The 26525-nt window shown below is 71.0% G+C and carries 29 protein-coding genes; 7 read left to right on the forward strand and 22 right to left on the reverse strand.

Annotated elements, in window-relative coordinates:
• Window positions 1-85 precede the first annotated feature (85 nt).
• The gene (locus tag ACFC0D_RS25375; RefSeq protein WP_376440153.1) at window positions 86-466 is read left to right on the forward strand and encodes a hypothetical protein; all 381 of its coding nucleotides are present in this window, start codon (window positions 86-88) and stop codon (window positions 464-466) included.
• A gap of 128 nt (window positions 467-594) precedes the next feature.
• On the opposite strand, the gene ACFC0D_RS25380 is transcribed toward ACFC0D_RS25375, so the two are convergent.
• The 12 genes from ACFC0D_RS25380 to ACFC0D_RS25435 all read right to left on the reverse strand — a co-directional run bounded on the left by ACFC0D_RS25380 (window position 595) and on the right by ACFC0D_RS25435 (window position 7413).
• On the reverse strand, window positions 595-1902 hold the full coding sequence (locus tag ACFC0D_RS25380; protein ID WP_376440156.1) for a tyrosine-type recombinase/integrase: 1308 nt from the start codon (window positions 1900-1902) through the stop codon (window positions 595-597).
• A complete protein-coding gene (locus ACFC0D_RS25385) occupies window positions 1902-2099 on the reverse strand; it encodes a helix-turn-helix transcriptional regulator (RefSeq protein WP_376440159.1) in 198 nt (65 codons plus the stop codon). The genes ACFC0D_RS25380 and ACFC0D_RS25385 overlap by 1 nt, the downstream gene beginning before the upstream one ends.
• A gap of 2 nt (window positions 2100-2101) precedes the next feature.
• Window positions 2102-3487 (reverse strand): replication initiator protein RepSA, encoded by a 1386-nt coding sequence (gene repSA, locus ACFC0D_RS25390; protein ID WP_376440162.1) that lies wholly within the window; start codon window positions 3485-3487, stop codon window positions 2102-2104.
• Window positions 3484-3675: a hypothetical protein gene (locus ACFC0D_RS25395; RefSeq protein ID WP_376440164.1), complete on the reverse strand. Its 192-nt coding sequence runs from the start codon at window positions 3673-3675 to the stop codon at window positions 3484-3486. Before ACFC0D_RS25395 ends, repSA begins: the two co-directional genes overlap by 4 nt.
• A 91-nt stretch (window positions 3676-3766) precedes the next feature.
• Complete coding sequence (locus ACFC0D_RS25400) at window positions 3767-4114, reverse strand: SpdD-like protein (RefSeq protein WP_376440166.1); 348 nt, start codon at window positions 4112-4114, stop codon at window positions 3767-3769.
• 12 nt (window positions 4115-4126) lie between these two features.
• Complete coding sequence (locus ACFC0D_RS25405; RefSeq protein ID WP_376440169.1) at window positions 4127-4285, reverse strand: hypothetical protein; 159 nt, start codon at window positions 4283-4285, stop codon at window positions 4127-4129.
• A gap of 20 nt (window positions 4286-4305) precedes the next feature.
• Entirely contained in the window at window positions 4306-4497 is a 192-nt protein-coding gene (locus ACFC0D_RS25410; protein ID WP_376440171.1) for a mobile element transfer protein, read from the reverse strand.
• Between the two features lie 4 nt (window positions 4498-4501).
• Window positions 4502-4678, reverse strand: a complete 177-nt coding sequence (locus tag ACFC0D_RS25415; RefSeq protein WP_376440174.1) for a hypothetical protein — start codon at window positions 4676-4678, stop codon at window positions 4502-4504.
• Window positions 4679-4693: 15 nt separating this feature from the next.
• Complete coding sequence (locus tag ACFC0D_RS25420) at window positions 4694-5389, reverse strand: DUF2637 domain-containing protein (protein WP_376440176.1); 696 nt, start codon at window positions 5387-5389, stop codon at window positions 4694-4696.
• Between the two features lie 74 nt (window positions 5390-5463).
• Complete coding sequence (locus tag ACFC0D_RS25425) at window positions 5464-5628, reverse strand: hypothetical protein (protein WP_376440179.1); 165 nt, start codon at window positions 5626-5628, stop codon at window positions 5464-5466.
• A gap of 85 nt (window positions 5629-5713) precedes the next feature.
• A complete protein-coding gene (locus ACFC0D_RS25430; protein ID WP_376440263.1) occupies window positions 5714-6988 on the reverse strand; it encodes an FtsK/SpoIIIE domain-containing protein in 1275 nt (424 codons plus the stop codon).
• A gap of 92 nt (window positions 6989-7080) precedes the next feature.
• Complete coding sequence (locus ACFC0D_RS25435) at window positions 7081-7413, reverse strand: hypothetical protein (RefSeq protein WP_376440182.1); 333 nt, start codon at window positions 7411-7413, stop codon at window positions 7081-7083.
• A gap of 124 nt (window positions 7414-7537) precedes the next feature.
• Here ACFC0D_RS25435 and ACFC0D_RS25440 point away from each other — a divergent pair, with 124 nt between their 5' ends.
• Together ACFC0D_RS25440 and ACFC0D_RS25445 are read left to right on the forward strand one after the other, a co-directional pair.
• On the forward strand, window positions 7538-8440 hold the full coding sequence (locus ACFC0D_RS25440; protein ID WP_376440185.1) for a GntR family transcriptional regulator: 903 nt from the start codon (window positions 7538-7540) through the stop codon (window positions 8438-8440).
• Window positions 8437-9114, forward strand: coding sequence for an HAD family hydrolase (locus ACFC0D_RS25445; protein WP_376440188.1), 678 nt, complete (start codon window positions 8437-8439; stop codon window positions 9112-9114). The genes ACFC0D_RS25440 and ACFC0D_RS25445 overlap by 4 nt, the downstream gene beginning before the upstream one ends.
• 391 nt (window positions 9115-9505) lie before the next feature.
• On the opposite strand, the gene ACFC0D_RS25450 is transcribed toward ACFC0D_RS25445, so the two are convergent.
• Window positions 9506-9949 carry a hypothetical protein gene (locus ACFC0D_RS25450; protein WP_376440190.1) on the reverse strand — a complete coding sequence of 148 codons (444 nt, stop codon included), beginning with the start codon at window positions 9947-9949 and terminating at the stop codon, window positions 9506-9508.
• An 11-nt stretch (window positions 9950-9960) separates the two neighbouring features.
• Window positions 9961-10329 carry a hypothetical protein gene (locus ACFC0D_RS25455; RefSeq protein WP_376440192.1) on the reverse strand — a complete coding sequence of 123 codons (369 nt, stop codon included), beginning with the start codon at window positions 10327-10329 and terminating at the stop codon, window positions 9961-9963.
• A 397-nt stretch (window positions 10330-10726) separates the two neighbouring features.
• On the opposite strand from ACFC0D_RS25455, the gene ettA reads away from it, so the two are divergent.
• The 3 genes from ettA to ACFC0D_RS25470 are packed head-to-tail and all read left to right on the forward strand — an operon-like array spanning window position 10727 to window position 13481.
• Complete coding sequence (gene ettA, locus ACFC0D_RS25460; protein ID WP_376440195.1) at window positions 10727-12391, forward strand: energy-dependent translational throttle protein EttA; 1665 nt, start codon at window positions 10727-10729, stop codon at window positions 12389-12391.
• Window positions 12392-12393: 2 nt separating this feature from the next.
• On the forward strand, window positions 12394-12816 hold the full coding sequence (locus ACFC0D_RS25465; RefSeq protein WP_329120466.1) for a thioesterase family protein: 423 nt from the start codon (window positions 12394-12396) through the stop codon (window positions 12814-12816).
• Window positions 12813-13481: a hypothetical protein gene (locus ACFC0D_RS25470; RefSeq protein ID WP_376440199.1), complete on the forward strand. Its 669-nt coding sequence runs from the start codon at window positions 12813-12815 to the stop codon at window positions 13479-13481. Before ACFC0D_RS25465 ends, ACFC0D_RS25470 begins: the two co-directional genes overlap by 4 nt.
• A 3-nt stretch (window positions 13482-13484) precedes the next feature.
• Here ACFC0D_RS25470 and ACFC0D_RS25475 read toward each other — a convergent pair whose 3' ends face one another.
• The 6 genes from ACFC0D_RS25475 to ACFC0D_RS25500 form a co-directional block, all read right to left on the reverse strand.
• Entirely contained in the window at window positions 13485-14150 is a 666-nt protein-coding gene (locus ACFC0D_RS25475) for a hypothetical protein (protein ID WP_376440202.1), read from the reverse strand.
• Window positions 14151-14202: 52 nt separating this feature from the next.
• Window positions 14203-14955: a TetR/AcrR family transcriptional regulator C-terminal domain-containing protein gene (locus ACFC0D_RS25480; RefSeq protein WP_376440205.1), complete on the reverse strand. Its 753-nt coding sequence runs from the start codon at window positions 14953-14955 to the stop codon at window positions 14203-14205.
• Window positions 14956-15130: 175 nt separating this feature from the next.
• Window positions 15131-16090, reverse strand: coding sequence for an ABC transporter ATP-binding protein (locus ACFC0D_RS25485; RefSeq protein WP_376440208.1), 960 nt, complete (start codon window positions 16088-16090; stop codon window positions 15131-15133).
• Window positions 16087-18846, reverse strand: coding sequence for an FtsX-like permease family protein (locus ACFC0D_RS25490; protein ID WP_376440211.1), 2760 nt, complete (start codon window positions 18844-18846; stop codon window positions 16087-16089). Before ACFC0D_RS25490 ends, ACFC0D_RS25485 begins: the two co-directional genes overlap by 4 nt.
• A gap of 32 nt (window positions 18847-18878) precedes the next feature.
• Complete coding sequence (locus tag ACFC0D_RS25495; RefSeq protein ID WP_376440214.1) at window positions 18879-22220, reverse strand: ABC transporter permease; 3342 nt, start codon at window positions 22218-22220, stop codon at window positions 18879-18881.
• A gap of 126 nt (window positions 22221-22346) precedes the next feature.
• Window positions 22347-22751, reverse strand: coding sequence for a globin (locus tag ACFC0D_RS25500; protein ID WP_329120479.1), 405 nt, complete (start codon window positions 22749-22751; stop codon window positions 22347-22349).
• Between the two features lie 100 nt (window positions 22752-22851).
• On the opposite strand from ACFC0D_RS25500, the gene ACFC0D_RS25505 reads away from it, so the two are divergent.
• Window positions 22852-23826 carry a methyltransferase domain-containing protein gene (locus tag ACFC0D_RS25505; protein ID WP_376440218.1) on the forward strand — a complete coding sequence of 325 codons (975 nt, stop codon included), beginning with the start codon at window positions 22852-22854 and terminating at the stop codon, window positions 23824-23826.
• Window positions 23827-23854: 28 nt separating this feature from the next.
• On the opposite strand, the gene ACFC0D_RS25510 is transcribed toward ACFC0D_RS25505, so the two are convergent.
• The gene (locus tag ACFC0D_RS25510) at window positions 23855-25117 is read right to left on the reverse strand and encodes an FHA domain-containing protein (RefSeq protein ID WP_376440221.1); all 1263 of its coding nucleotides are present in this window, start codon (window positions 25115-25117) and stop codon (window positions 23855-23857) included.
• Between the two features lie 41 nt (window positions 25118-25158).
• A complete protein-coding gene (locus tag ACFC0D_RS25515) occupies window positions 25159-26493 on the reverse strand; it encodes a VWA domain-containing protein (RefSeq protein ID WP_376440224.1) in 1335 nt (444 codons plus the stop codon).
• Window positions 26494-26525 lie beyond the last annotated feature (32 nt).

Raw genomic sequence — 26525 nt, forward strand, 5'->3', positions numbered from 1 at the left:
CCGGGCCCGGGGGGGCGACTCGCCCCCGGGGGCCGGTGTCGTACCGCCGCGCCGGCCCGCAGGGCCGAGGGGGGAAGATCACAGGATGACCGACGAAGCGAGCAGGGGCGGAGTCCGGCGCGGCCCGACCCTGTGGCTGCTTCTCACCGCGGTCTGCTGCTGCGGGCTGTTCCTCATATTCGTCATGGGCGCGTCCGCGGGGGGCCTCGATGTCCGAGAAGCCTGCGGCCTGGCAGGACAGGACTACGACGAGGCGTACCGGGCCGAGCACTGGCAGGAACCGAGCCGCCTGTTTCCGCTGCACAACAAGTGCAACGCCTCCTTCGACCTCGTTCCCGCCTGGATCAACCCGACCCTCGTGTGCCTGACCGTCGCTGCCGGGGCCTGTGCGATCACGGGCATGGCCACGGCCCGGGCCGGACGAGCGCGCGAAAGGGCAGCGGTGACCGGCGGCGACCGTCGGTGACGGGCCGGCTACGAGGGTGACCCGGGAAGCCGCAGGTCAGGGGTTCCCTCGGGTACTGGTTCGCCCCCAGGGGTGGCGGTCAGGCAAGATGGGGTGTTTCTCTCCGACAGAGGGCACAAAACAGCCCCTCACCAGCAGGTTTCCCGCCGATGAGGGGCCGTCTCAGGCAGCCTGGGCCGTCTCTGGGCCGTCTCTGGGCCGTCATGAGCGTGACCGGCGGCCCGGTACATCGCACTGATGGCTTTCCGGGTCCGCGTCTCGCTGCTCGGCATCAGGTGCGTGTACACCCGGAGCGTGAACCCCGGATCGCTGTGCCCGAGGTAGAGACTCAGCGCCTTGATGTTCTCGCCGGCGTCCAGGAGGACGGAGGCGTAGAAGTGCCGGAGAGCGTGCATCCCGTGCTCGCGGGCGGCGGCATAGCGGTGCCCCTTCTCAGGGACAGGGATGATCCCGGCGGAGGCGAGTGCCGGTTTCCATGTCTGGTCGTTGAAGGCGTTGCTCCAGAGCGCAGTGCCGGCGGCGGCCGTGAAGACGAGCCGGTGTGTCACCTTCGGCCCGCTCGGCGTCAGCCAGGGCAGGGTGACGTCGACGGGCGGGAAGCGCCGCATGTGCTCGCGGAGAACCGCCGAGACCTCGGGGTCGAGCGGCACATCCCGGAGCCTCCCGCGCTTGGGCGGAGCGAACACGAGCCCACCACGTACCTTCTTGACCTGCTGCCGCACGTAGAGCCAGCCAAGATCACCGATGTTGTCGACCGCCAGGCCGAAGATCTCCCCTTGCCGGAGGCCGCACCCGCCACCGACGTCCGCAACGGCCTGGAACCGCTCAGGAAGTCCCGCACGCACCCCGAAGACCTGAGCGGCAGACCAGGGATGCACCCGAGTCGGCGCCGGCCGGGGTGCCTTGACCGAGCGGGCTCGGCACGGGTTGGAGGCGAGGAGCCTGTCATCCACGGCAGCGTTCAGCACCGAGGACACCGCGTCGAAGATGAGCCGCCGGTATGAGGCCGACCCCACGGTCTCTTCCAACTGTCGGCTCCAGTCGCGGATGTGCTCCGCCTGGAACGAGCCGATCGGACGACCCCCGAGGTATGGCAGTGCGTGGAGACGGAGACGTCCTTCCACGGCGGCACGGCTGCTCAGATCGGTGGTGAGCGCGGCGATCCAGCGCTCGGCGTACTCCCGGAAGGTGGTTCGACTGGCCTTGGGGTCGATGTACTGACCGCGTGCCATGTCGGCTTCGATGTTGGTCAGCCAGAGGTCGGCCAGGCGCTTCTGCTTGTCCGGGAAGCTCTTGCTCTTCTCCGTACCATCGGGCCCGATGTAGCGGGCGCGGTAGCGCATACCGATGCCGTGACGATCGGTCTTGACCTTGAGGGGCTTCCCATTGGGCCCGCTCTCGACGCGGAACCAGCGGTCCTGAACGTGACCGGCCATCAGGCGGCAACCCCTTCCATCTGCGACTCGACCCACGCACGGATGTCGTTGGGGTCGAACCGCACGTGCCGACCGACACGAAAGCCCCGGGGCCCAGTCCGCTTCCGGCGCCACTGGTAGATGGTCTCGATGGGGACGCCGAGGAGTTCGGCGACGTCGACCGGGGTCAGGTACCGGTCGGGGAGGCTCTGCGGCATGGTCACCACTCCTTTTCGTCAGGTAGTGCGCGTAGGGCTTCGCGGGCGGTCTCGCGGTTGAGCTGGATGTCCCGGGCGATGGACGCGGCGAGCGCGGCTTCGCCGGGGCTGTGGCCTTGGCCGGCGTACTGCCACGAAGTGAGGACGAGGACGGTGTCAGGCTCGACGTCGTCCAGGCCGCGGGCGGTGCGTTCTTGGGCTGCCCGGTACTCGGCACGGGTCTGACGGAGGTCGCTCAGGGTGGTGGAGTACTGCCGGGACTTGGAGCTGAAGTGGCCGCGGAAGCCGAGCATGTGCGCCCAGGCCATCAGACGCCGGTCGGGGTAGAGCGGGTCGAGGTCGAAGCAGGCTTCGACGAGGCGGCGGGTGTGATCGGGGACGCCCAGGAGCAGGAGCGCTTCACGGTTGCCGATCCGGCGGTCGAGGCTGCCGGTGGCCTCGGCGGCTTTGGTGGCGTACTTAGCGATGTAGGAGGCGACGGCCTGTTCCGTGATGTCAGAGCCGTCCCCGAAGGCTTTGACGGGCCGGATGTCGAGCTGGGTGCCCCAGCGGAGCTGGCGTAACGGCTGGTCGCCGGCGCCGGGGACGGTGACGGTCGTGTACGAGTGGCCGGCGGCCGCCTGGATCGCGTGGGTGAGGAGTTCGGTGGTGGCCCAGGCCGGCGGCGGAGTGTCGGGGCCGTCGGGTCCGTCGAGGCGGATCACGGCGTGGAAGTGGACAGCTCCGCGCCTCTGGAATTCAGCAACCTTCCCGTAGGAGAGCCGGAGCACTTCCTTGAGCGCGCGCTGAGAGAGTCCGGCGGATGCGGCGATCTCCCGGCGGAGTCGTTTGGCGAAGCGGTCCCAGAGCTGACCGGCGTGATTGTTGAAGAGAACGGCGCCCGCGTAGTCGTACGACTCGGGGTCGAGGGGAGTACCCAGCTCGGGCGAGTCCTCGGGGTGGTGGGTGCCGCAGCGGCAGGGCCGGGTGCCGGGGCGGTTGTGGACGGGGCCGAAGGACGGCGCGGTGAGCGTGAGGAAGACCCGCGGGTGGTCCCGTACGGCGGCGGGGATGTCGCGGCGGTCGTCTCCGGCGAGGCCGGCGCGGATGAGGTGGTAGGTGTCACCGGCGTAGGTCCAGGCGCAGGCGGCGCAGCGGGAGCCCCGGCGGTTGCCGCAGGCGACCCGGAGCCGACCGCCGGGCTCGGTGTCGGTGGAGTAGCGGTGGAGGGTCTCGCCGCTGGTCTTGTCCTGGGTGAGCGTCCAGCCGGTGAGGTGGATGGGGTTGGAGCAGCCGCCGGTGCGGCGGATCTGTTCCTGCCAGCGGTCGAAGCCGGGGGACCCGGCCACGGTGAGCATGTCGCTCACGGTGGCCGGGTCCAGGCCCGCGAAGGTCGCGGAGTTCGTCACGCCGACACCGCCGGGACGGTCAGGGGCCAGCGGGCGGGGCGGGTGCCGGTGCCGTGGCAGGTCGGGCAGTGGGCGGTGATGATGCGGAGGTGGCCGTGGTGGTCGCGTCCGCCGAGGGTGATGGCGACGGAGGCGTGTCCGTCGCAGTTCGAGCAGATCCGGGCCGGGGCGTGGTTGTGCTGGGCCATGATGGGCGGGTTCCTTCCGGTTCTGTGGACTGGGCAAGGGGCGTGGCTCCCGGGCGGAGGAGACTTGGCGGTTGAGGCCGCCCGGGGCCGGTCAGCGCTTGTGCTGGCCGTTGAGGAGCGAGCGCAGGACGACGGCGCAGACGGCGACCGAGGCGGCGCTGATCGCGACGGCCAGGAGCAGGGACACCAGGACCGTGCCGACGATCAGGACGAGTCCGGCGCCACCGGCAACGACGGCGATGAGGCCGGTAGGCGTGAGGCGGACTGCCGGGACCTGAACCCGGGGCGCAGCCGGGACGGGCGTCTGGGCGTGGTGGTGGTCGCAGGCCACCGGCTGAGTGTTGTGGCAGGGCTCGACGTCGGCCGTCGTGGCCGGGTGGACGAGCGGGGCGACGAGGCCGGTCGGGAGGGGGTTGACCGGGATGCGCGGTCGGAGCATGGCGGTTGTCCCCTACTGGTTGATGGTGTTGTCGATGAGCGGGGCGAGGACGCTGTCGGCGAGGAGGTAGCCGCCGAGGAGGATCACGGCGACGAGCCACCAGGGCGGGCGGATGAGCTTGATGCCGAGGGCGCCGACGACGATCAGGGCGAGCCAGAGCGGGACGTCCATGACGCGGTTCTCCTTCGCGGTTAGCGGGGCTGGCAGCGGTGGGTGCGGGCGGCGAGCTGGGCGGCGGACTGGTTGGAGTAGTCGGCGGACCAGCCGCAGTCATCGGCGGTGCAGGCGGCGGTGTGCTTGGTGCGTCCGCGGTGGTCGCGGTGGGTGCCGATCTGCACGGGGCCGATCCGCATCACGGAGTGGAAGAAGTCGCGGGCAGGCATGTGTTCAGACCTCCTTGGTGAAGTCGTCGGCGTGGTCGTTGAGCCACTGGCGGATCTCGGCCGACTCGAACTCGTCGGCAGTGGTGATCACCGGCTCGGCGGTGGCCATGGCCTCCACCAGGCGGTTGTTGCGGGTCAGTTCGGCGGCGCGTTCCAGGGCGTGACGGGTCGAGTCGCGCATGATTTGGTCTCCTTCTCAGGCGAGTTGGGCGGCGATGGCGTCGGCCATCACGGGCGGGACACCGAGGCGGGCGCGCAGGGTGTCGGTGTCGATCGGCGAGCCGGTACGGGTCTGGTGGTCGTCGGCGACCTTCTGGGCGTGAGCAACCAGAGCCGGAGGCACGGCGACGGCCGGAGGCGCGGGGACCGGCTCAGGTGCCGGGTCAGGCTCGACGGCGGGCAGAGCCGGAGCGGCAGCGGCCTCGGGCGCCAGCGCGGCGGAGTCGTCTCGCTTGACGACCGTTTCGACTGCCGGAGACTCCACGGGGTCCGCGGCATTGGTCGTCGGCTCGGCCGTGGGTGCCGGGGTGTGGACGAGGAGGGTGCCGCCGAGGAACGCGAGGGCGGGCCATCCGGCGACCAGGATGCGCAGCCAGTCGGGGACGTGGCCGAGGTCGAGCAGTCCGGCGGTGGCCACGTTCGCGCCAAGCGAGGCAGCCAGAGCCACGGTGAACCAAGTCCAGGCCGAGCGAGCAGAGGCGCCGGCAGCCCGCAACGTGCGAAGGCGACGCCAAGCGGCGACGAGCAGCAGGTCGACGGAGACGGGATAGGCCCATGCCTTCCACCCGGTCTGCCCGGCAGCTTCGGCCAGGTCATGAAGGTGAGCGAAGGACAGGGCACCAGCAATCACGGCCTGTACAAGGACGGCGTCCACACGGAGTGTTGAGCGCATCGCAGTTCCTCCTTCCTGGGGTTGGGGCCGGGACGGGGCGGGGCACTGGTGGCCGGCCGCCCGGTCCCGGAGATTCAGTCGGTGGCTTCGCCGGTGCCGAAGCAGGACAGGCAGAGCGCGGCCTGTCGGTGGTCGGTGTCGCGGCGCTTGCGGGTGCCGACCTGAACGGTTTCGGTGGTCTCGCCGTCGCCCTTGGAGTCCGGGCACTTCTTCGCCGCGGGCTTCTTCCGAGTGGCCATGGCGGGCGCTTCCTTCCGGGTTTGGGCATGGGTGGGGTAGGGACGTGGCGCGGATGCGGTCATGCCGACCGTGGGGCGGGGTGGGTCAGGCGAGCGCGGGAGCCGTCTCGGCCGCCGGGGCCGGGACCTTGACCAGGCTCGGCAGAGCGGGCCGGAAGGCGTCCAGGGCCGGGATATCCGGGGTGCGGTGTGCTTGCGCGTTGCAGAGGTTCACGGCCCGTCGCAGCGTGAGGTGCGGGGTGCGGATGCGGATCCAGCCGCCGGAGGAGTCACCGGCAACCGCGGTGCCAGGGCGATCGGTACGGATCTGGATGGTGGCGAGGACGGCGTCCGGGGCGATGTCGCCGAAGGCCATGTTCGCCGAGGTTTCGTCGTTGACGCGGTGGGCGGTGCGGCCGGTGAGCTGGGCACGGAGCATCGTGATCCCCTTGCCGAGTTCGGAGCCGAAGCGCTGGCCGCAGATCTCCAGGTAGATGCCGGCGGCGCGGCCGAGCTGGGCGAGCCGAACCAGGGCGGTGATGATGCGGTCCCGGCGCTTCTCTTCCTCCTTTGTTGCGAACAGGGCGAGTTCGGCGACCTCATCGACCAGCAGCACGATCGGCGTCGGGCGCAGGTGGTCGGGCAGGTCCCAGATGTCGGCGGTGATCTCCGCATCCGGGATATCAGCGCTCAGCCTCTGCTCGCGGCGGATGAGTTGGTAGACGTCGACCATGTGCTCGACGAGCGCATCGAGGAGTTCGGCGGCGGTGTCGGGGTTGTCGGCAAGCGCGGTGAACCTCCGGGCGAGCGGGGCGAGTTCGACACCCTGCTTGCAGTCGATGCCGACCAGGGCGACGTCCTGCGTGGCGAGGCCGGCGACGAGGTTGCGTTGGTAGACGGACTTGCCGGACTGGGTGGCGCCGACGTTCAGCGCGTGCGGGCTCTGCCGGTAGTCGCGGTAGTAGACCTCCCCGTCCTCCCGCATTGCGACCGGAACCTTCATCACCTCGGCAGCAGCGAGGGCGGGCATCTGTACGCGCTTGAGGACGTCGTAACCGGTCATCCGCAGCTCGACCACACCCGAGCGGATCTCGCGGGTGGTGACGTTCTGCATTCCGTACGAGTGCCGCAGCCGGTCCGAGGCGGCGGAGAAGTCGAACGCGTCCTGCCCCGGCCGCAACTTCACTCGCAACACCAGCCCGGTACGGGTTGGTCGCAGCCGCAGAATCCGAGGGGCCCGAGACTCCGGGATGGGCCGGTTCGCCATCCGGGCCATTGCGAGGCGGAAGCGGGACGGCGGGACGGTCAGTCCACAGGCGTCCATGACCGAGGAATACCGGACGAGGACCCGGACCACGGCGAGGAAGATTCCGAAGGTCATCCAGTACCAGGCCGGACGCTGCCACCTCAGCAGCAGCGCGACCGTGGCGGCGACCAGCGCCAGCGCCAGCGTGACCGTTAAGGCGTTCACGGTCAGGCCGCCTTCGCGACGGTCAGCGGGGTAACGGCGACGGCACGGAAGGCGATTCCGTGGCGGCCATCGCGCTCCCACGGCCGGGCGATCACGCCGGTGAGCGCGACCGGGGTGCCCATGGTCAGGTCATTGGAGACGCCGGTCTGCGGGACGGTCAGGCTCAGGATCTCGGCGTTGCCGTCCATGACGAACATGACGTCGACCGTCATGAGCGTGGCACCGGTCTCGCGGTCGGTCGCGATCTCACCGGTCTGACGGTTCGCGATCTTCGGGGTCGGGGGCTGGGCCACCATCGCCATCGCGGTGGACGTGTCAACGGGGATCTGACGCATGGAAGTCTCCTAGCTCGCAGCTGGCTCACTCGGCCAGCTTGGCTAGTCATGAATGTAGGCCAGCTTGGCTAGTCAGGTCAAGGGTTGGCTAGGCAAGTTGTTCCAGTCGTGAGACGATTCGGACATGAGCCTCGATCCAGACGACCCGCGTCCGCCGTTTGTGCAGATCACGAACTTGCTGCGGGCGGCGATCCTGACCAAGAAGCTCGCGCCCGGAGAACAACTTCCGTCGCAGAACGAGCTAACAAAGCGCTATGACGTGTCCCGGGCCACCGTTCAGAAGGCCCTCCGTGACCTGGAGACGGAAGGCCTCGTTGTCTCCCGTCAGGGCAAGGGGGTCTTCGTCCGTGTGCGAACCGAGCGCCCGATGGAACTCCGTACCCACATCGAGCAGGCGTTCCACGAGTCGGCAGTGACCATCGACTTCGCCGGCTTCTCAGGGGAGACGCTGCACACAGCGCTACTCGAGCCGATCGACAAGATCCGGTCTGGTCGGCTGCGGCCGGACAGCATCAACGTGCGCATACTCGTGCCTGACACGCGGAAGCCGCAGGCGATTCCCGCACTTGTGGACCCGGCGGAGGCGTCAGCAAGCAAGTCGACGAGGGGCAGAAGGGCGAAGGAGACGCCTCAGTCCCGTGCTCACGGAATCATGTTGCGCAGCACCCAAGCGATCACAGCTGCGGTTACCGAGTTGGAAGCCCTCGGCTTGACCGGCGAGGCGCGGGTGAGCGTGCGTGTCCACAACGTCACTCCGTCCTTCAAGCTCTACGTACTGAACCAGCGTGACGCCTTCTTCGGCTTCTATCCGGTTACGCAGAACACTGTGCCCGTCGGCGGCCAGCCGACGAAGATCTTCGACGTGCTCGGGCTGGACGCAGTTCTCTTCTCGTACACGCGAGGAGACGAGCGCGGACATGGCCCCGAGTGGCTTCAGCAGGGACAGCTCTGGTTCGACAGCCTTTGGAGCAACCTGGGCGAGGACTTCGACGTATGGGAGCACCCCGACGATGGGGACTCCTCGTGACAGAGATCCTCTCTGTCTCAGAGATCCTTGCGCGCGCGGAGTCGGTGCTGGTCGACTTCGACGGGCCGATCTGCTCGATCTTCTCCGGTCTGCCAGCCCCGGAGGTTGCTCGGCGGCTTCGGGATGCGTACGACGAGGCCCACAGCGGGGCCTCCAGACTTGCCCAGAGCGATGACCCGCTCGAAGTGGTGCGCGTGGCAGCCCTGGAGGGCTTGCCGAACGTCGGCGAGTTGGAAGCCTTGCTCACTGATCTCGAAGTCACAGCCGTAGACCAGTCGGCACCCACTCCCAACGCGCAGGTGGCAATCGAAGCGCTGCACGCGGATGGGCACCTGTTGGCTGTTGTGAGCAACAACAGCACGGCCGCACTCAAGCGCTACTTCGCCAATCATGGACTTGACCGCTATGCGTCGCCTTTGGTCGGACGAGAAGCCATACGGCTGAGCAAGATGAAGCCCGCCCCGGACATGCTCTGGCTCGCGCTGGAAGCTCACGGAGTGGCGCCGCGGGAAGCCGTCCTGATCGGGGACTCTGTGACTGACGTTCAGGCCGCTCAAGCTGCGGGGGTCATGTCGATCGGTTACGCCAACAAATCCGGCAAGGCCGAACGGCTGCACCGAGCCGGAGCTACGGCTGTCATCGATGACATGGCCGACCTGATCCGGCGCGGCTGACGCAAGCGCGGTGAGAGTTTCTCTACTTCATCAAGGGCACGCGCCGCGCACGGCGCGGCGCGTGCGGCCCGTCGTCCGGGCCGCCGCTCCTGTCTTCGCCCCGCTCCGGCCCGGCCGCCGGCCGCACGCCTGACAGCTCGGGTTGATGGGTGGTGAACCCCTCTGTGGCTGGGGCCGGTCGGCTCCACGGCTTTAGCCACCTCCCCGGTCAGGGACCCGCGTCGAGCAAGACCAGGGGGCCACTCGATCACATTGCGGTCAGGCTCAAGAGCTGACCGAGTTGCCGGCAAGCGTACGGCCCCCTGATCATGCTCAACCCCAGCCCGGGCAGGCCACCGGCCAAAGCCGCTCCGCCGACCTGAGGAGGGCTCCGCGCCAGCCAATAGCCAGACTAGGTAATGGGGCAATACACCGTCTTGGCGATGACGATCGGTTGCTTGCACTTCCTTTCCTCGGCTGTCACGTTATCTACAGCAAAAGCAGCTAGAAAGCCGAAGCCAGCGAGCACTGTAATAAGTTGCAGGAATGCATAGACCTCCAACGTGCCTCCGCGCGGCCGCAGGTCTGATTCCGCCAGGAGATTAACTTGTTGTCCCATCACGAGAAATCCCAGGATAAGGGAAACGCCCAGAAGTGCCCATCCGACCCACAAGGCGGTCAGGGATTGGCCCTGATATAGATCCCCAAGGAAAGTTGCGCTGATTGCCAGTGTCGCAGTAGATACGGTTGATACGACAGTCGTCATACTGATGATGGCGAGCATCGCTGCTCGTTTGTCGTCAGGAGACCCCGTGTTGCGCTGACTGGTGCCGGGCGTGGGGCTGGTGGCGGACATGGGACTCCCAATCAGCAGAAGAAGAGCGGGAACGGGCAGTTCCACGTGTATTTGGTCACTGCCAGAAATACTCCCTCAGTGATAGGTCGCACGTCGTCCCGCTCGATTTTATCGATGGGCGCAATCTGGTTGATCGTATTCAGGCACTGAGTCAGCGCTTCACGCGCCACAGAAAGTCCGCCCTCCGTTCTCGCTGGATCGGCGTTCCATTCTCGTTCGGGGGCCAAAACCCGCTCTTCGATAAATGTCGCGATGGCATTCAGCGCTGGACTTCCAGCAAGGTTATTTTCTTTTGCGAAATCATCAATCACGACATTGATGAAATCGGAACGCCGAACAAACTCGCCAATGCTTGCCATGGACTTCGGTGCTGTGCTCATTGCTAACCCTTGCGGTAACGACATCGGATGGCTGCGACATGAGCACCCTCCTCCTGTGTGCCACTCCTCGCTATTTGACAGCGCCCAGGTGGTCGACACCCGCACCCGAATGAGGGCCTAATCGGCATGGCCAGCCGTCTTCGAGCGGATGTTGCGTAGCGATCGACCGACGTCCTTGCCTCGGCGAGGACGCACGGGCCAGCACTCTGGGCCGTCTGTGGGCCGTGCGAGGGGGCTCAGGGGTGACCGGTGGCGACCAACAGTGACAGGGCCGCTACGAGGGTGATCCGGGAAGTCGCAGGTCAGCGGGGCCCCCGCCTACTGGTTCGCTCCCAGGGGTGGCGGTCAGGCAAGATGGGGTGTATCTGCCCACTCACTCTTTGCCGGACGGTTTCTCTTGGCTGAGTACATCTACACGATGCGCAAGACGCGCAAGGCGCACGGCGACAAGGTCATCCTCGATGACGTGACGCTGAGCTTCCTGCCCGGTGCGAAGATCGGTGTGGTCGGCCCGAACGGTGCCGGTAAGTCCACCGTCCTCAAGATCATGGCCGGTCTTGAGCAGCCGTCCAACGGTGACGCCTTCCTGTCGCCCGGCTACACGGTCGGCATGCTCCTCCAGGAGCCGCCGCTCGACGAGTCCAAGACGGTCCTCCAGAACGTCCAGGACGGCGCCGCCGAGATCATGGGGAAGCTTCACCGCTTCAACGAGGTCGCCGAGCTCATGGCGACCGACTACTCGGACGCGCTCATGGAGGAGATGGGCAAGCTCCAGGAGGACCTGGACCACGCCAACGCCTGGGACCTCGACGCGCAGCTCGAGCAGGCCATGGACGCGCTGGGCTGCCCGCCCGGCGACTGGGCCGTCACCAACCTCTCCGGTGGTGAGAAGCGCCGCGTCGCGCTCTGCAAGCTCCTCCTCGAGGCGCCTGACCTGCTCCTCCTCGACGAGCCCACCAACCACCTGGACGCCGAGTCCGTGCAGTGGCTGGAGCAGCACCTCGCCAAGTACCCCGGCACCGTCGTCGCCGTCACCCACGACCGGTACTTCCTCGACAACGTGGCCCAGTGGATCCTGGAGCTCGACCGTGGTCGCGCCCACCCCTACGAGGGCAACTACTCCACCTACCTGGAGAACAAGGCCACCCGCCTCAAGGTCGAGGGCCAGAAGGACGCCAAGCGTGCGAAGCGTCTGAAGGAAGAGCTCGAGTGGGTGCGGTCGAACGCCAAGGGGCGTCAGGCCAAGTCCAAGGCCCGTCTCGCTCGCTACGAGGAGATGGCCGCCGAGGCCGACAAGATGCGGAAGCTGGACTTCGAGGAGATCCAGATCCCGCCGGGCCCGCGCCTGGGCTCCATCGTCGTCGAGGTCAACAACCTCTCCAAGGCCTTCGGCGACAAGGTCCTCATCGACGACCTCAGCTTCACGCTGCCGCGTAACGGCATCGTCGGCGTCATCGGCCCGAACGGCGCCGGCAAGACCACGCTCTTCAAGATGATCCAGGGTCTGGAGACCCCGGACTCCGGCGACATCAAGGTCGGCGAGACCGTCAAGATCTCGTACGTCGATCAGAGCCGCGCCAACATCGACCCCAAGAAGACGCTGTGGGCCGTCGTCTCCGACGAGCTGGACTACATCAACGTCGGCCAGGTCGAGATGCCGTCCCGCGCCTACGTGTCCGCGTTCGGCTTCAAGGGCCCGGACCAGCAGAAGCCGGCCGGCGTGCTCTCCGGCGGTGAGCGCAACCGCCTCAACCTCGCGCTCACCCTCAAGCAGGGCGGCAACCTGCTGCTCCTCGACGAGCCCACCAACGACCTCGACGTCGAGACCCTCTCCTCGCTCGAGAACGCGCTCCTGGAGTTCCCGGGTGCGGCCGTGGTCGTCTCCCACGACCGCTGGTTCCTCGACCGAGTCGCGACGCACATCCTCGCGTACGAGGGTGAGTCGAAGTGGTACTGGTTCGAGGGCAACTTCGAGTCCTACGAGAAGAACAAGATCGAGCGTCTCGGTGCGGACGCGGCCCGTCCGCACCGCGCCACGTACAAGAAGCTGACCCGAGGCTGAGCGTGCGTCACATCTACAGCTGTCCCCTGCGCTGGTCGGACATGGACGCCTTCGGGCACGTCAACAACGTCGTCTTCCTGCGGTACCTGGAAGAGGCGCGGATCGACTTCATGTTCCGGCTGGCGCCGGGCGACGGTTCGCCGTCGTTCTCCGGCGGGTCCGTCGTGGCCCGGCACGAGATCGACTACGTACGGCCGTTGGTCCACCGGCACGCGCCGGTGACCATCGAGTCGTGGGTCACGAAGATAGGCGCGGCGTCCCTGACGATCGCGTACGAGATCAAGGACCCGGAAGTGACGTACGTACGGGCCTCCACGATCGTCGTCCCCTTCGACCTGGAGGCCCAGCGGCCGCGTCGTATCTCCGCCGAGGAGCGCTCGTTCCTCGAGGAGTACATGGACGACGGGATGACTGCCGCCGCATGATCGCGCCGCTGCACTTCGCCGATGCCAGGGAGGCGGCGGACCTCGCCGCCTTCCTGGCCCGGTTGATCCACTACGACCGCGCCGCCGCCGTCCGCCTCCAGGCGGGAGGCGGGGCGCTCGCCGTGTTCGGTCGGCCGCCGTCGTTCGAGGTGCTGGCCATCCGCACGGCGCGGCTGGTCGACGAGGTGGAGCTGGACGTCACGGTGTCGGCCGGTGAACTCCTCGAAGGCATCGAGGAGTCGGCCGGCAAGGCCGTCGTCCCCGGCACCGTCACCGGCCCGCCGTGGACCGGTGTCCTGCCGCCGCGGGGCGGCTGGGAGCCGGTCACCGGAGTGCCCGGAGTCGTGGCACTGCGCGGCGCGGTGGCAGCCGCGGTCGCCGAATTCCGGGCGCGGGACGAGGAGTTGCCCGAGGAGCGCAGGACACGGGCCGAGCGGGACCGGATCGGCCGCGAGATCTGGTCGCGGACGGTCGCGGGCACCGGGCTTCCGCTGCGGGCCGTCCACGCGGCGCAGTCCCTCGGTTTCCTGCCCCCGCACGAGGCCCCGGTGGCGCTCCTCGCCTCGGGTCCCTGGCTGCGGCTGCGGACCCCGTACGGCTCGATAGCCCTGCGTACGGTCCCGATGTCGCTGACAGTCGCCCCTGCCTCACGGCACGGGCACTGACCTTCACGCGAGCCGAGTGAGCCCTCGGGAGGGCCGGCGCCGCACGGTCACGACACCGACGGCCAGAGCCCAGTAGACGATCAGGGCCGCGGTCAGGGCGGTGTTCCCCCAGCCGACCGCGCTGTAGAAGTCGGCCGCGTCCGTCCCGAAGAACAGGGACGGTACGAACGCCACGTTGACCGCCGCGACGGCGTAGGCGCTCCACCCGGCCCAGCGCGGCAGGACCCCACTGCGCAGGATCGCGTACCCGGCGGCCACCAGCAGGATCGCCGTCAGAAGCCTGGCCACCGATCCGTGCAGCAGCATGTTCGCGTGGGCCAGCGGCCCGTCGACGGTGGGGTCCAGCGTCCCGTCGGGACGCTGCAGAACGGTCCCCGCCTCGATCGACGCCGCGACCAGTGTGACGGTGACGTACGCCGTGCCCGCGCCGAAGACGAGGCTCGCCGGCCACTCGAACGCCGGGCCCGCGCCGCGGATCAGATGGCGCAACCCCGTCAGGAAGACCAACAGGGCTCCGCACGTCAGGATGTTCAGCAGGATCCTGGCGAGGACGTTCGAGGCCGGCGGTGCTCCGGAGTACACGAAGTACAGCGGCACGCCGACAGCGGCCAGCAGGCCGGCGGCGATGCCGCAGGCACCCATCGTCCGTCGTATCCGTAGGTCGTCCATGGTGGTTCCTTCCTCGGTCGATCACTCGGTCGATCACTCGGTCGATCAGGGGTCAGACGGGTCGGTGGGGTGCGGCCGCGGCCTCGATGCCGTCGAGCAGCCGCGCGATCCCGTGGCGGACGATCGGGGTGACGTCGCCGTCCTCGTCCTCGTCGAGCCCCTCCTCGCCCGCGAGCGAGCAGAGAAGGGGGAAGCGCTCCGGGTCGAGCCGTCGGGCCAGCACCTCGCCGTACGCGGCGGCGCTCTCGGGATCGAGCTCGGTGGCCACCCGCGCCAGGTCGCGTACGGCTCCGGAGACGAAGGTGGCGAGCGGGATCAGCTCCTCGCGTGGCAGGCCCGCGCGGTGGAGGGGCCTCAGGAGCGCCTCGAACCAGGCCAGTTCGTTCGGGCCGACCGGTGCGCTCGACGTAGGGACCCGCAGCATCCACGGGTGGCGCAGATAGAGGTCCCACAGCGACGCCACCCATGCCTCGATCTCGGCACGCCAACCGGCCGGGGGAGAAGGGGGCGCGGGCGGACGGCCCGTCGCGAAGTCGTTCATCGCCGCGATCAGTTGATCCTTGCCGGGGATGTGCCGGTAGAGGGCCATGGCCGTGCAGCCGAGTTCCGCGGCGACGCGCTGCATCGAGAGTGCGGCCAGTCCCTCGGCGTCGGCGGCGGCCACGGCGGCCGTCACGATCCTCCGGACGTTGAGCCGGGGGCGGTCCTCGGGCTGCTCCTCCGCGTCGGCGCGCCACAGGAGGTCCGCGACCGCGCTCAGGTCGTGGGGCGTGGCGGGACGGCCGCTCCGGTTTTCGCGCGTCATGGGCACTCCACTCCAGCGGTGTGTTTACGCGATATACTTAGCGTACGCCATAAACAGAAGCGCATGCCAGTCCCTGAGTACGTGGCGCAGTCGGCCAGGGGGCGAGCCCCCGCACACCAGGGAGGCGAGAGCTCCCGCGCACCGGGGGACGAGAGCCGCCCCCCGGCGGACCCCGTCAGCCCTCCGTGCCGTCCGGACCCTTGCCGTCCGGCCACACCCCGATGTGGTCCTGTTCCAGCTCCAGCATCACGCGGTGCTCCATGCCCAGCGTCTCCGTGTACTCCGCCGGCAGCTGCAGCCGCCCCGCGCGGTCGAGCATCGCGTACTCGCGCGCCACCAGGGATTCCTGGCCCTCCGCGTCGACCTCCGTACGGCGCAGGACCTCCGAGGAGGTGCGGCCGTCGCGGATGGCGACCGTGCGGCGGACCTCGGAGGCGACCGCCTGGTCGTGGGTGACGATCACGATCGTCGTGCCCAGCTCCTCGTTGGCGCGGCGGAAGGCCGCGAAGACCTGCTCGCCCGTCGCCGAGTCCAGCTCGCCGGTCGGCTCGTCCGCCAGCAGCACCGAGGGGGAGTTGGCCAGCGCGACCGCGATCGCGACCCGCTGCTGCTGGCCGCCGGACATCTGGTGCGGGCGCCGGTCCCGGCAGTCCGCGATGTCCAGCATCGCGAGCAGCTCCTCCGCCCGCTCGCCCTTCCGCCGCGACCGGCCGCCGCCGCGCAGCTGCATCGGCAGAGCCACGTTCTGCGCTGCGGTCAGATACGGGAGGAGGTTGCGCGCCGTCTGCTGCCAGACGAAGCCCACCACGTCCCGCCGGTACCGCAGCCGCGCCTTCGCGTCCATGGCCAGCAGATCGCAGCCCGCGACCTTCGCCGCCCCGGCCGTCGGCACGTCCAGACCCGCCAGGATGTTCATCAGGGTCGACTTGCCGCTTCCGGACGCGCCGACCAGGGCCATCAACTCGCCCTCCTTCACCAGGAGATCGAGCCCCTGGAGCGCCTGCACCTCCACCCCGTCCGTGGTGAAGATCCGTACGAGCCGGTCGCAGGCGATCAGGGCGTCGTGCCCGTACGAGGGCCGGTCGCGGTGCGCGGTCGCCCGCTGTTCCAGCTCCGCAAGGCTGATGTCGGTCATCGTGCGTCTCCTGCCCTGAGTTCCTTGATCGAGCCTGTGCGCGCCGACCACCACGCCTGAAGGACGGCCGCCACCCCCGTCAGGACCACCACGCCCAGCGCGGGCAGCCCCAGCGACCACGGGTCCGCCCGCAGGGTCGCGCCGTCGAGGACGGCGAACCCCGGCGCCGCCGCCAGGGAGAGCCGGACCAGATCCACTCCCGGTCCGAGGAGCAGGATCGTCGCCCAGCCGACGAACGTGCCGCCGACCGCGGCGAGCAGCGCCTGCGGCAGCGCCTCGAGCCCGAGGAGCCGCCGACCCTGCCGCCGGGTCAGTCCCATGGTCCGCAGCCGGGCCAGGAGCATGGCCCGCTCCGGCGCGGACTGCATCAGCGACAGCAGAACGGCGAGCACCGCGTAGCCTGCGCCCGCGCCGATCGCCGCCAGGTAGATCCGCTCGGCGCCCGACTGCATCGGCGAGTCCACATAGGTGGCCCGCCGTTCGGTCCGCAGCACCACCGAGAAGTTCGGGGACTTCGCCGCGACCGCGGCCCGCAGCGCCTTCCCGTCGACCGAAGGGCCGGACGCCAGCAGCGCGGTGTCCGCCCGGTTCGTCAGGTCGGCGGCGTTGACCAGCAGGAAGTCCCCGCCGGGCAGGGCCGGGGTGGTGGCCCGTACCGCCACGATCCGCACCTTGAACTCACCCGCCGCCGCCGTCACGCTCTGCGGCTCGCCACCGAGCCGCGCCGCGACCGCCGGGGAGGCGATCGCCGGCAGGACCCGGTCGTGGTCGATCCGGCCGCCCGTACCGGTGGACTTCAGCAGACCGGCGGGGAAGGGCCCGAAGTCGGTCTGCCGGGCCAGCCGGGTGTACGACTCCGGTTCCACCCCCACCAGGGGCGTGGACCGCGCCTCCTGAGCGCGGCCCGTCCCGGGCGGCAGCAGCAGGCCGTACTCGATCTGGACCGCGGCCACGTCCCGTACCCCCGCCGACCCACGCACCGCCGTCGCCAGTCCGGCCGGCAGCGGCATCCCGTCGGTGTTCCCCGAGACCCGTGCGTCCGCGCCCGTCTCCAGGAGCGCGGCCCGGTCGCGGGCGTCGGCGACCCCGGCGAGCACCGAGCCGCCGAACGCGGCCGTCGTCAGCGCCACAAGAAGCGCGAGCAGCGGCAGCGCACCGGTCGCCGAGGAGCGCCCGGCCCGGGCGAGCGACAGATGTCCGACCGCGCCGCGCAGCCTGCGCGCCGGGCGGGCCGCCCACCGCAGCGGCAAGGGGTACAGCCGTACGAGCACCAGAGCGGCGATCAGCGCGACCAGCACCGGCGCCGAGCTGACGAGATAGTCCCCGGAATCGTCCGTACCGCGTCGGCGCAGCGCCACCACGGCGCCGACGGCCAGGACGAGCACGGTGAGTTCGGCGACCGTACGGCCCCGGGAGGGGCGGGCGTCGACCAGGTCCTGGCGCCCGCCGTGCGTGAGCGGCCTGCGGTGCAGGAACAGCGCGCGCAGCGGCAGCGCCAGTGTGGCCAGGAGCGCGACCGCGCCCGCCGCGGCCAGGGCCGGCAGGAATCGGGCGTCGGGGAGGACGACCGTCGCGAGCAGCAGACCGAGCCCGGCGGCGGGCAGGGCGAGGACGGCCGTCTCGCCGAGCAGCCGGACGCCGATACCCGCGAGCGAGCCGCCGCGCGAGCGCAGCAGCGCCAGCTCGGCGGAGCGCCGGGCCGCGAACAGCCCCCCGGTCATGGCGAGGACGACCGCCGCGACCGCGCCGATGCCGAACGTGGCGACGGCGACGACCGGGGCGATGGCCGTACGCATCCCGCGGTAGGCGCCGACGACCTCGTCGAGGTCGGTGTCGACCGCGCCGTTCCGGCCGATCGCCTCCCGGACCCGCACCAGGCCGGGGCCGCCGGACATGGAGGCGACGGCCTCGCCGAGCCGGGGCGTGTCCTGCGCGGTGAGATGGCCGGAGGCGGGCGCGAGGCGCCAGTAGAGCTCCGGTTCACCGCTGCCGGAAAGGAGCACGGGGCCGGCGGCGGGCGGGAGCAGCAGCGCGGCCTGCCAGTAGAACTGTGTGCCGTCGCCGCGCGGGACGACGGCGTACACGGGGGACCGCAGCAGCGGTTCGACGGACCAGTAGGGGCCCCCGGGCCGGATGGGGTCCACGATGCCGGTGATGGTGACGGCGAGCGGGGTCGAGGAGAACTTGGCCGGCACGTGCACCACCGAACCGACCTTCAGCCGCAGCGACTTCGCCGTCGCCATGGTGACGGCCGCCTCGCTCGTGCCCTTGGTCGCGTCGGCCTTCGCGGGCAGCCGGCCCTCCCGTACCGTCGCGTGCTCGGCGAGCCCGGACGGCGTGGCCATCGTGAGCTCGGGGGGTATCCCGAACGGCTGGGGAAGCCAGGGGTCGAGCCCGGTGACCCGCTTCGTGGTCCGTACCCCGTGCACCGACTCCCGTGGATCGGCGCGCAGCGGCTGCGGCAGCAGTTCCTCCAGTGCGGCGCGGTCCTTGGTCAGCCGCTCGGGGGCGATGCCGCCTTCCGCGGGCACCCGAGGAAGGAGAGTCGTGACGTCGAGGACCGCCTCGGCGGGCGCGGCCGTGGCGATGTGGTGCCGCAGGCCCTCGGTCTCGTACCTGTCGACGGTCCGGGGAAGTGCGGCGGCGAGGAAGGCGGTGACCAGGACGAGGAGCGCGAAGGCCCACGCCGTCCCCGGAGCGGTCCGCAGCCGGGTCCGCACCCAGGGAGCCACGGCGCGGGCGGGCTTGCGGGGCATGTCGGACGCCTTCCTTCCGGGTGCGGTACGCATCACTGGTCCCCCTGGTGGCGCAGGGTCACGGCCGGGTCGGTGCGGCGCAGCGCGATCGTGGCGACGATCAGCAGCGGCAGCGCGGCGACCCCGGAGAGCAACAGGGCCACGTGTCCGGGCGGGAGTTCGACCAGGACGCGGGGGACGGGCCGGGTCGCCTGTCCGGTCAGGACGACCAGCGGGACGACGGCCCGGGTCAGCACGGCGCCGAGGGCGACGCCCACGAGCAGGCCGATGCCGACCAGCAGGCCCTGTTCGGCGGCGATCAGCCGGGCCAGCTGGCGACGCGGAGCGCCGAGCGCCCGCAACACCCCGAACTCTGCCGACCGTTCACGGGTCGAGCCGGCCGCGCTGACCGCGAACCCGACGGCCGCGAGCGCGGCGGCGGCCGCCGCCACCGCCATCAGCGCCGCGTTGGGGCCCGCGCCGAGGGGGTCGCCGAGCAGCTCGGCGGCGGCCTCGTCCCGTACGAGCACCTGGCCGGGATCGGTGTCGGGGCGGGCCCGCAGCGCCCGGGCGACCTCGCCGGTCCGGCCGGGCGCGGCGGTCAGCCACCACTCGGTGGGCGGCAGGGTGGCGGTGCGGTCGGAGGCGAGGTACTGGTTGGCCGCCTGCAGGTCGACGAGGAGGGCGCCCCCGTCGTCGGGCGTGGCGGCCGGCGCGGTCGCGGACACGGCCCGGGCCCCGTTGCCGGTGGTGGGCAGCTCCCGGACGCTGTCGGCGATCGTCACCCGTAGACGCAGGCCGGCGAGCGACACCTCCACCTCGTCGCCCTTCTTCGCCCCCGCCGCCGCGAGGAAGGCGTCGCTCGCCACCCCGCGCAGCGTCTTCGGCGGGGCGGGCCGCGGGGCGGCGATCCGCACGGTGAAGTCCTCCGGACCGTCGAAGAGGTCCGTCCGGGACACGCCGTCGACGTCGTATCCGATCGAGAACGGCGCGCTGCCGCCCGAACTCCCGGTGAGCGCGAGCGGATCCTGCCACTCGCCGTTCGACGTCGTCCGGTACCCGGCGGTCCAGGAAGCGAAGGGACGCGCGATGTCGAGCGGGCGCTCGGCGCCGCGCTCGTGCAGGGAGACGATCCGTTCGACGGCGAGGGTCTGCCGCCCGCCCGGGCCGTCGGCGCTCTGCCCGTCCAGCTCCACGCCGGTCAGGTTCAGTACACCGCCGGCCGCCGGGCCGGTCCCGTCGGGGCCGAGGTCGAGGGCGAGCCTGTGCGGCTTCCCGTCGGCCGGCAGCGGCCCGAGGAGCTGACGGTACGGAACGCCGTGGCGGTCCTCCAGGACCACCGTCACCTGGACCGTCGCCGTGCCCGGCGGCGCCGTGCGCCGCAGGTCGAGGGCGAGGCCGCGGCTGCCGGCGGGCAGCGCGAGCCCCGGGCGCGGGGCGTCCTTCGGGGCCAGGGAGGTCAGCAGGGCTGAGGTGGGACGGTCGGCGAGGTCGTCACGGAGCAGGAACCCGTCGGCGGCGTGCCGTGTGTCCAGGGCGAGGACGGTCGCGGTCCGGTTCTCCGCGAGGTCCGTGGCGGCGCGGTGCGCGGGGGCGGCCGAGCCGAGCCCGGGCAGCGCGGCGTACCGGCCGGCCCGGGTCGGGTCGGGGGCGCCGCCGGTGAGGACCCGGAGCGCCGCTCCCGTACGGAAGTCGGCCCGGTCCTCCTGCGAGCGGTCCCAGGAGGCGCTCTGCCCGATGGCGAGCATCCCCATCGCGACGGCGAGGACGAGCAGCAGCACCGGGCCCGCGCCGCGCAGCGGCCGGCGGCTGAACTGCCAGCCCGCGAGCGCGGCCGGCAGTCCCCGCCCGCCCGCGGCGCGCCGCTCGGCGAGCCTGGCGGCGGGCGGCAGCAGCCGCAGGGTCAGAACGGTGCCGGCGAGCAGCGCGAGCGCGGGGGCGGACACGAGCAGGGGGTCGATGCCGAGGGAGCCGCCGCGGTCGCCGCTGAGCGCGCCGGTGCCCCCGTCCCCGGACGCGCCGGTCTGCCGGTCGAGCTGCCAGTAGGCCACGGCGGCGACGAGGAGGAGGGCGATGTCGGCCCCCGCCCGTACAGGTCCGGGCAGCGCGGCCGTACGCCCCTTGCGGAGCTTCACCACCGCCCCGTCCCCGGTGCTCAGCGCGGGCGCCACGACGGCGGCGGCGCAGCACACGGCGACCAGCGCCGCGACCAGGGACACCTGACCGAGAGGGGCGTCGTCGAGCCGTAGGCCCAGCGCGCCGAGCGAGGACCGTTCGGCCAGCAGCCGGGTCAGCGGACCGGCGAGGAGCGGGGCGATCACGGCGGCGGGCAGGGCGAGCAGCAGCGCCTCGACGGCGGCGAGCGAGGTGATCCGGCGCCGCGAACCGCCCCGGGCCCGCAGCAGCGCGGTCTCGCCCGACCGCTCGGAGCTGAGCAGCCGGGCGACGAGCAGCAGGGCGTACGCGGCGAGCAGCACCAGCTGCACGGCGACGATCATCAGCGTGGACCGGGAGACCAGCAGGGCCCGGTCGGTCTGTTCGAGGACGGTCGGCAGCGAGGTGTGCGCGGTGACGGTGGAGCCGAACCGGGAGGTGTCGGCGGCGAGCGCCTTCGGCTCCGCCGTGGCGGCGGCGTGCAGCGCGTCCATCCGGCCGGTGGTGACCCCGGTGAAGTCGGCGGTGGCCAGCCAGGACGTCTCGCCCGCGGTGACCCGGCCGGAGCCGAGGACGGCGGGATCGGCGACCAGCGGGCCGTACGTCGTGAACACGACGGTCCGCACCCCGCGCCCGCCCGCCGGATCCAGCTGCCAGTAGAGATCGGTGAGGTCGGCGGGTCGGTAGAGGCCGGTGATCCTTGCCTTGACCGGCTTGCCACCGAGCCGGTCGGTGAGATCGAGTACGGTCCCGGCCCCGATCCGCAGCCGCTGGGCGGCCTCCTCGGGCACCGCGACGTCGATCGTTCCCCCGGCCGCGCCGTCGCGGGGCCAGGCGCCCTTCACGAGCGTGAGGCGCGAACGGTCGAGAGCGGCGATGTGGGTGAGGTCGGGTTCGCCCAGGCGCGCGCCCGGATCCTGAAGGCTCCGGGGGAGTGCGTACGGCCCCGAGCGCTCCAGCTTCCGTACGTCGACCGGCAGCCCGTCGAAGGTCCGGTCGGCCGCCTCACGCGTCGCCGCGTCGGCGCCGTCCCGCTTGCGCGTCGGCACCTGCGCGGAGACGACCAGTGCGGCGGCGGGCGCGGCCCGGCCCCGCAGGGTGCCCTGGAGGGCGGCGTCGCCGATGGAACCGGAGAAGGCAGCGAGCGTGGCGAGCACGGAGGTGGTCAGCAGGACGGCGAGAAGCGCCGCGGCGAGCAGCAACCGGTGTGCCCTGACACGCAGAAGTACGAACCCGGTCACCCATCCCCCTGAACCCCACCGAACGTTCATCCGATGCTTTCAGAGGGCACGTGCCCCTGGAAACCGCTTGCACTGGGTCCTTGACTCGATCGTGACCGTTATTCGGGGTCACGACACCGGAATGCGTCAGTCCGCGGTGTTCACCATCGACGCCGCCGCATACGTCAGGTACTTCCACAGCTGGCTCTCGTGCTCGGGCGCCAGGCCCAGCTCGTCGACCGCGTCCCGCATGTGCCTCAGCCAGGCGTCGTGCGCCGCCTTGTCGACCGTGAACGGGGCGTGGCGCATCCGCAGCCGGGGGTGGCCGCGGTGGTCGCTGTAGGTGCGGGGGCCGCCCCAGTACTGGATCAGGAAGAGCACCAGGCGCTCCTCGGCAGGTCCGAGGTCCTCCTCGGGGTACATCGGGCGAAGCAGAGGGTCCTCCGCGACTCCCTGGTAGAAGCGGCGCACGAGACGCCGGAAGGTCTCCTCGCCACCCACCTGCTCGTAGAAGGTCTGCTCCTGAAGTGTGCCGCGCGGAATCTCCATCACCGTTCCATCGTCTCAGATGCCCCGACCGAGGACCGGAGGTCTAGGACCACCGGCCTCAGGACCGCTCGCCTCCCCACCGCCCGCGCAGGACAGTGGAGGCATGGGCGCTCAGCCGGACGGCTTCGCCGAGGACGGTGCGCGGGCGCGACAGGTTCTCGTACGGGAGATCGCGGCGTACGGCGCTCTGCGCGACCCCGCCTGGCACACGGCCTTCTCCGAGGTGCCCCGCCATCTCTTCGTCCCCTGCTACTACGTCTCCGGGACCGGCGGCCACGAGCGGTTCTGGTCCGACGACCCCGACCCCGGCCGGCGCGCACGCTGGCTGCGGGGCGCCTACCAGGACGAGCCGCTGGCCACCCGGGTACGGGACGGGGAGCTGGTCACCTCCTCCAGCCAGCCCTCCCTGATGGCGCAGATGCTGGAGGCCCTGGAGGTACGGGACGGGCTGGACGTCCTGGAGATCGGCGCCGGCACCGGCTACAACGCCGCCCTGCTCAGCCACCGGCTCGGCGCCGAGCACGTGACCACCGTCGATCTGGACGAGGACATCACCGAGTCCGCCCGCACCCATCTCGCCGCCGCCGGATACCGGCCCGCCGTGATCACCGGCGACGGCGCCCGCGGCTGCCCGGAACGCGCCCCCTTCGACCGGATCGTCGCGACCTGCACCGTGCCGTCGATCCCGTACGCCTGGCTCGCCCAGTGCCGCCCCGAGGCGCTCGTCCTCGCCCCGCTCTCCACCGGGCTGATCCTGCTGCGGGTGCGCGACGCGTCCCACGCGGAGGGCCGCTTCCTGCCCACCTCCGCGTACTTCGTCGCGCTGCGTGGCGGCAACGCCCGCTTCCCCCGGCGGCGGCCGATGGGCCTGCCGAGGCAGGTGTACGACGACGAGCGCTTCCGGTTCCTGCGCACTCTGGCGGAGGACACCCTCGACACGCGCGAAGCGCTCTCGCTCTGGCAGCGCGAGCGGCGGCCTGAGCGGGAGCGCTTCGGGGTGACGGTGCTCGGGGGCCGGCAGTGGGCCTGGCTGGACGACCCCGAGGGGCCGTACGCCTGGCCACTGCCGAGCGGCTGATCCCGGGGTCGCCGGGATCCCGGCCGGCTTATCCCCGGCGGACCGTGATCGTCGTCCAGGCGCCGACGTGCACCCGGTCACCGTCCTGGAGCGGGACGGGCACATAGGGCTGGATCGGTTCTTCTCCACCGTTGATCGTCGTGCCGTTGGTGGAGTTCTGGTCCACCACGGCCCACGAGCCGTCCGGCTGCTGCACCAGCACGGCGTGCTGGTGCGAGACGCCCGGGTCCTCCGGCGGCACGGAGAGGTCGATGTCGGGGGATTCGCCGGTGGAGTGCCGACGGCGGCCGATGCTGATCTGGTTCCCCTGGAGCGGCAGATGCTGCTCGGGGGAGTAGGCGGGCAGGTTCAGGCCCGTGGCCTCCGGACCGCTGCGCTGCATCATCGCCATGAAGTAGTCGCGGTCCGGCCCGATGTACGCCGACCAGCCCGCGGCGGGCCGCTGCGGCTGGTACTGCTGCGGCGGCTGCGGCGCGTGATGCTGCTGCGGGGGCTGCGGGGCGTGCTGCTGGGGCGCGTGCTGCTGCATCGGGGGTGCCTGCGGCGGAGCCTGGGGCTGCGAGGGCGGCGGCAGCATCCAGTCGTCACCGCCTCCAGCCCCACCGTGCTGCGGCGGGGCCTGCGGCGCGGGTTGCTGAGGCGCCTGCTGTCCGGGCGGCGGGCTCTGGAAGAACGACGGCGGGGGCTGCGGCGGTCCCTGCTGGAACCCCTGCGGTGCCTGCGGCTGGGGAGCCTGCCCCTGGGGCTGCTGCTGCATCGGCGGCCGCTGCGGCGGCGCCTGGTGGTGCGTGGGGTCGGCGGACAGCGGCTCCGCCGGCCGGTTCATCTGCGAGGGCCGCGAGCTCTGGTACTCGTACGGGTCCGGCTGCTGCGGTGCCTGCGGCTGCGGCGGACGCGGCGGCGACTGGAAGCCCGGCGGCAGATTGAGGCCCGGCGGCGGGCTCTGCTGCGGGGTGGGCGGCGCCACCGGCGTGTACGAGGTCGCCGTGTTGGTCAGGAAGTTCCAGCGGCACTCCTCGCAGAACGGGGCCATGGCCTCGCGCGGGGTGCGGCACTGGGGGCAGAGCTCCGCCTGGGCGGTCGCGTTCGGGTCGTAGCCCCCGGGGCCGGGCCCAGGGCCACCGGGACCCTGTCCGGGTCCGGCCGGGCCCGGGTATCCGTACGCCGGCGGCGGAGGCGGGGGAGGCGGCGGTACGGCACCCGCCGGCGCACCCGCCCCGGCCATGCGGTGGCCGCAGACCTCGCACCAGTCGTCGGAAACCGACTGGTGTCCGTTCGGGCAGGTCGGCATGTCGGTGCTTCCCCCTCTCGTCGTCCGGCCCCCTGGCCGGGCTACTTCTTGACGCGAACCGTCTTGGTGGAGCGGGTCTCGAGTGTCATCTCGTCCGCTTCCGTGACCTTCGCCTTCAAACGCACAGTACCTGTCGCCGCGTCGACGACGTCCACCACCTTCGAAAGCAGTTTCGCAGTGTCCTCGTTGCCCGACGCGGCCGCCAACTGCACCGCGCGCCCCAGCTTGGCCGTCGCGCCGCCGTGGTCACCGGACTTGCGCGCGTCCAGGCCCTGCTGGATGACCTGCGCCAATTCGGCCTGGCCCGTGTAGTGCGCGACCTGTGGATTGATGGACGTGGACATCACCATGTCGTCCGTCCACACCGCCCGGACCAGCCCCTGACCCAGCGTCTGCGGAGTGCCGCCCGCCGGGTCGGGGACGATCAGTGAGACCCGGGCGGCGAGCATCTCCTGGCCGATTTGGGCCTGTGGCACGCGGACGCAGACGTGGTAGTCCCGGGACTCGTCGCCCCAGGAACCGGTCGGGTAGTCACCGGCCCGCGGGGGCACCTCCGTACGGCGCGAGGTCAGGTCCTCGACCGTCGGCGCGACCTGCTTCACGAACGCGATCTCCACCCCGACCGGGGTCCACAGGCGCAGCGCGACATCCGCGACCTCCTTGCCCATGGCGTTCTCCATCATGGTGGTGAAGTCCGCGGAGAGGCCCGTCGGGTCGGCCACGATGTCGGCCGTGCCGAGCAGGGCGGAGGCGATGCCGGTGACCTCCTTGACCTCCCAGTCGGTACCGACGCCACGCGCGTCACAGGTGAATCGGCTGGCGCAGGCGTCCAGTGCGGCCCGCAGGTCCTCCGGCGTCTCGTGTTCGTTGCGTCCGTCGGTGAGCAGGATGCCGTGCCGGATCGACACCTCGGCGGAGGCCAGCAGCCGGTCCGCGAGGCTCAGCCAGGTGCCGATCGCCGTACCGCCGCCCGCGCTCAGCCGACGCAGCGCGTCCTTGGCCTGGCCACGGGTCGCCGGCCCGGCGACGGCGAGGCCGCCGTTGCCGGGGAAGACCTCCTTCGCCTCGTGCGTACCGGCGATCACGGCGAAGGAGGTGCCGTCGCGCAGGGCGTCGATCGCGGCGGCCGTCGCGTCCCGCGCGCCGCGCATCTTGGTCGGCGGGTAGTCCATCGAACCGGAGCAGTCGACCATGATCACCACGGCGGCGTCGGTGCCGGTGCCATGGCCGCCGAGCGCCGCACCGCGACTGGTGCCGCCGCCGGTCGAGGTGACCGTGACGATGGCGCTGACCTCTCGTCCGCCCTCCGGCAGGAACTCGTTCTGGTACACGTCCACCGAGAACTGAGGCACGTTCGACTTGGAGAAGTTCGCCATGAGTTGAGGCTCCTCGACAACAGGCGTGGGAC

It is taken from the genome of Streptomyces sp. NPDC056222, from assembly GCF_042264065.1.
Classification (GTDB): domain Bacteria; phylum Actinomycetota; class Actinomycetes; order Streptomycetales; family Streptomycetaceae; genus Streptomyces.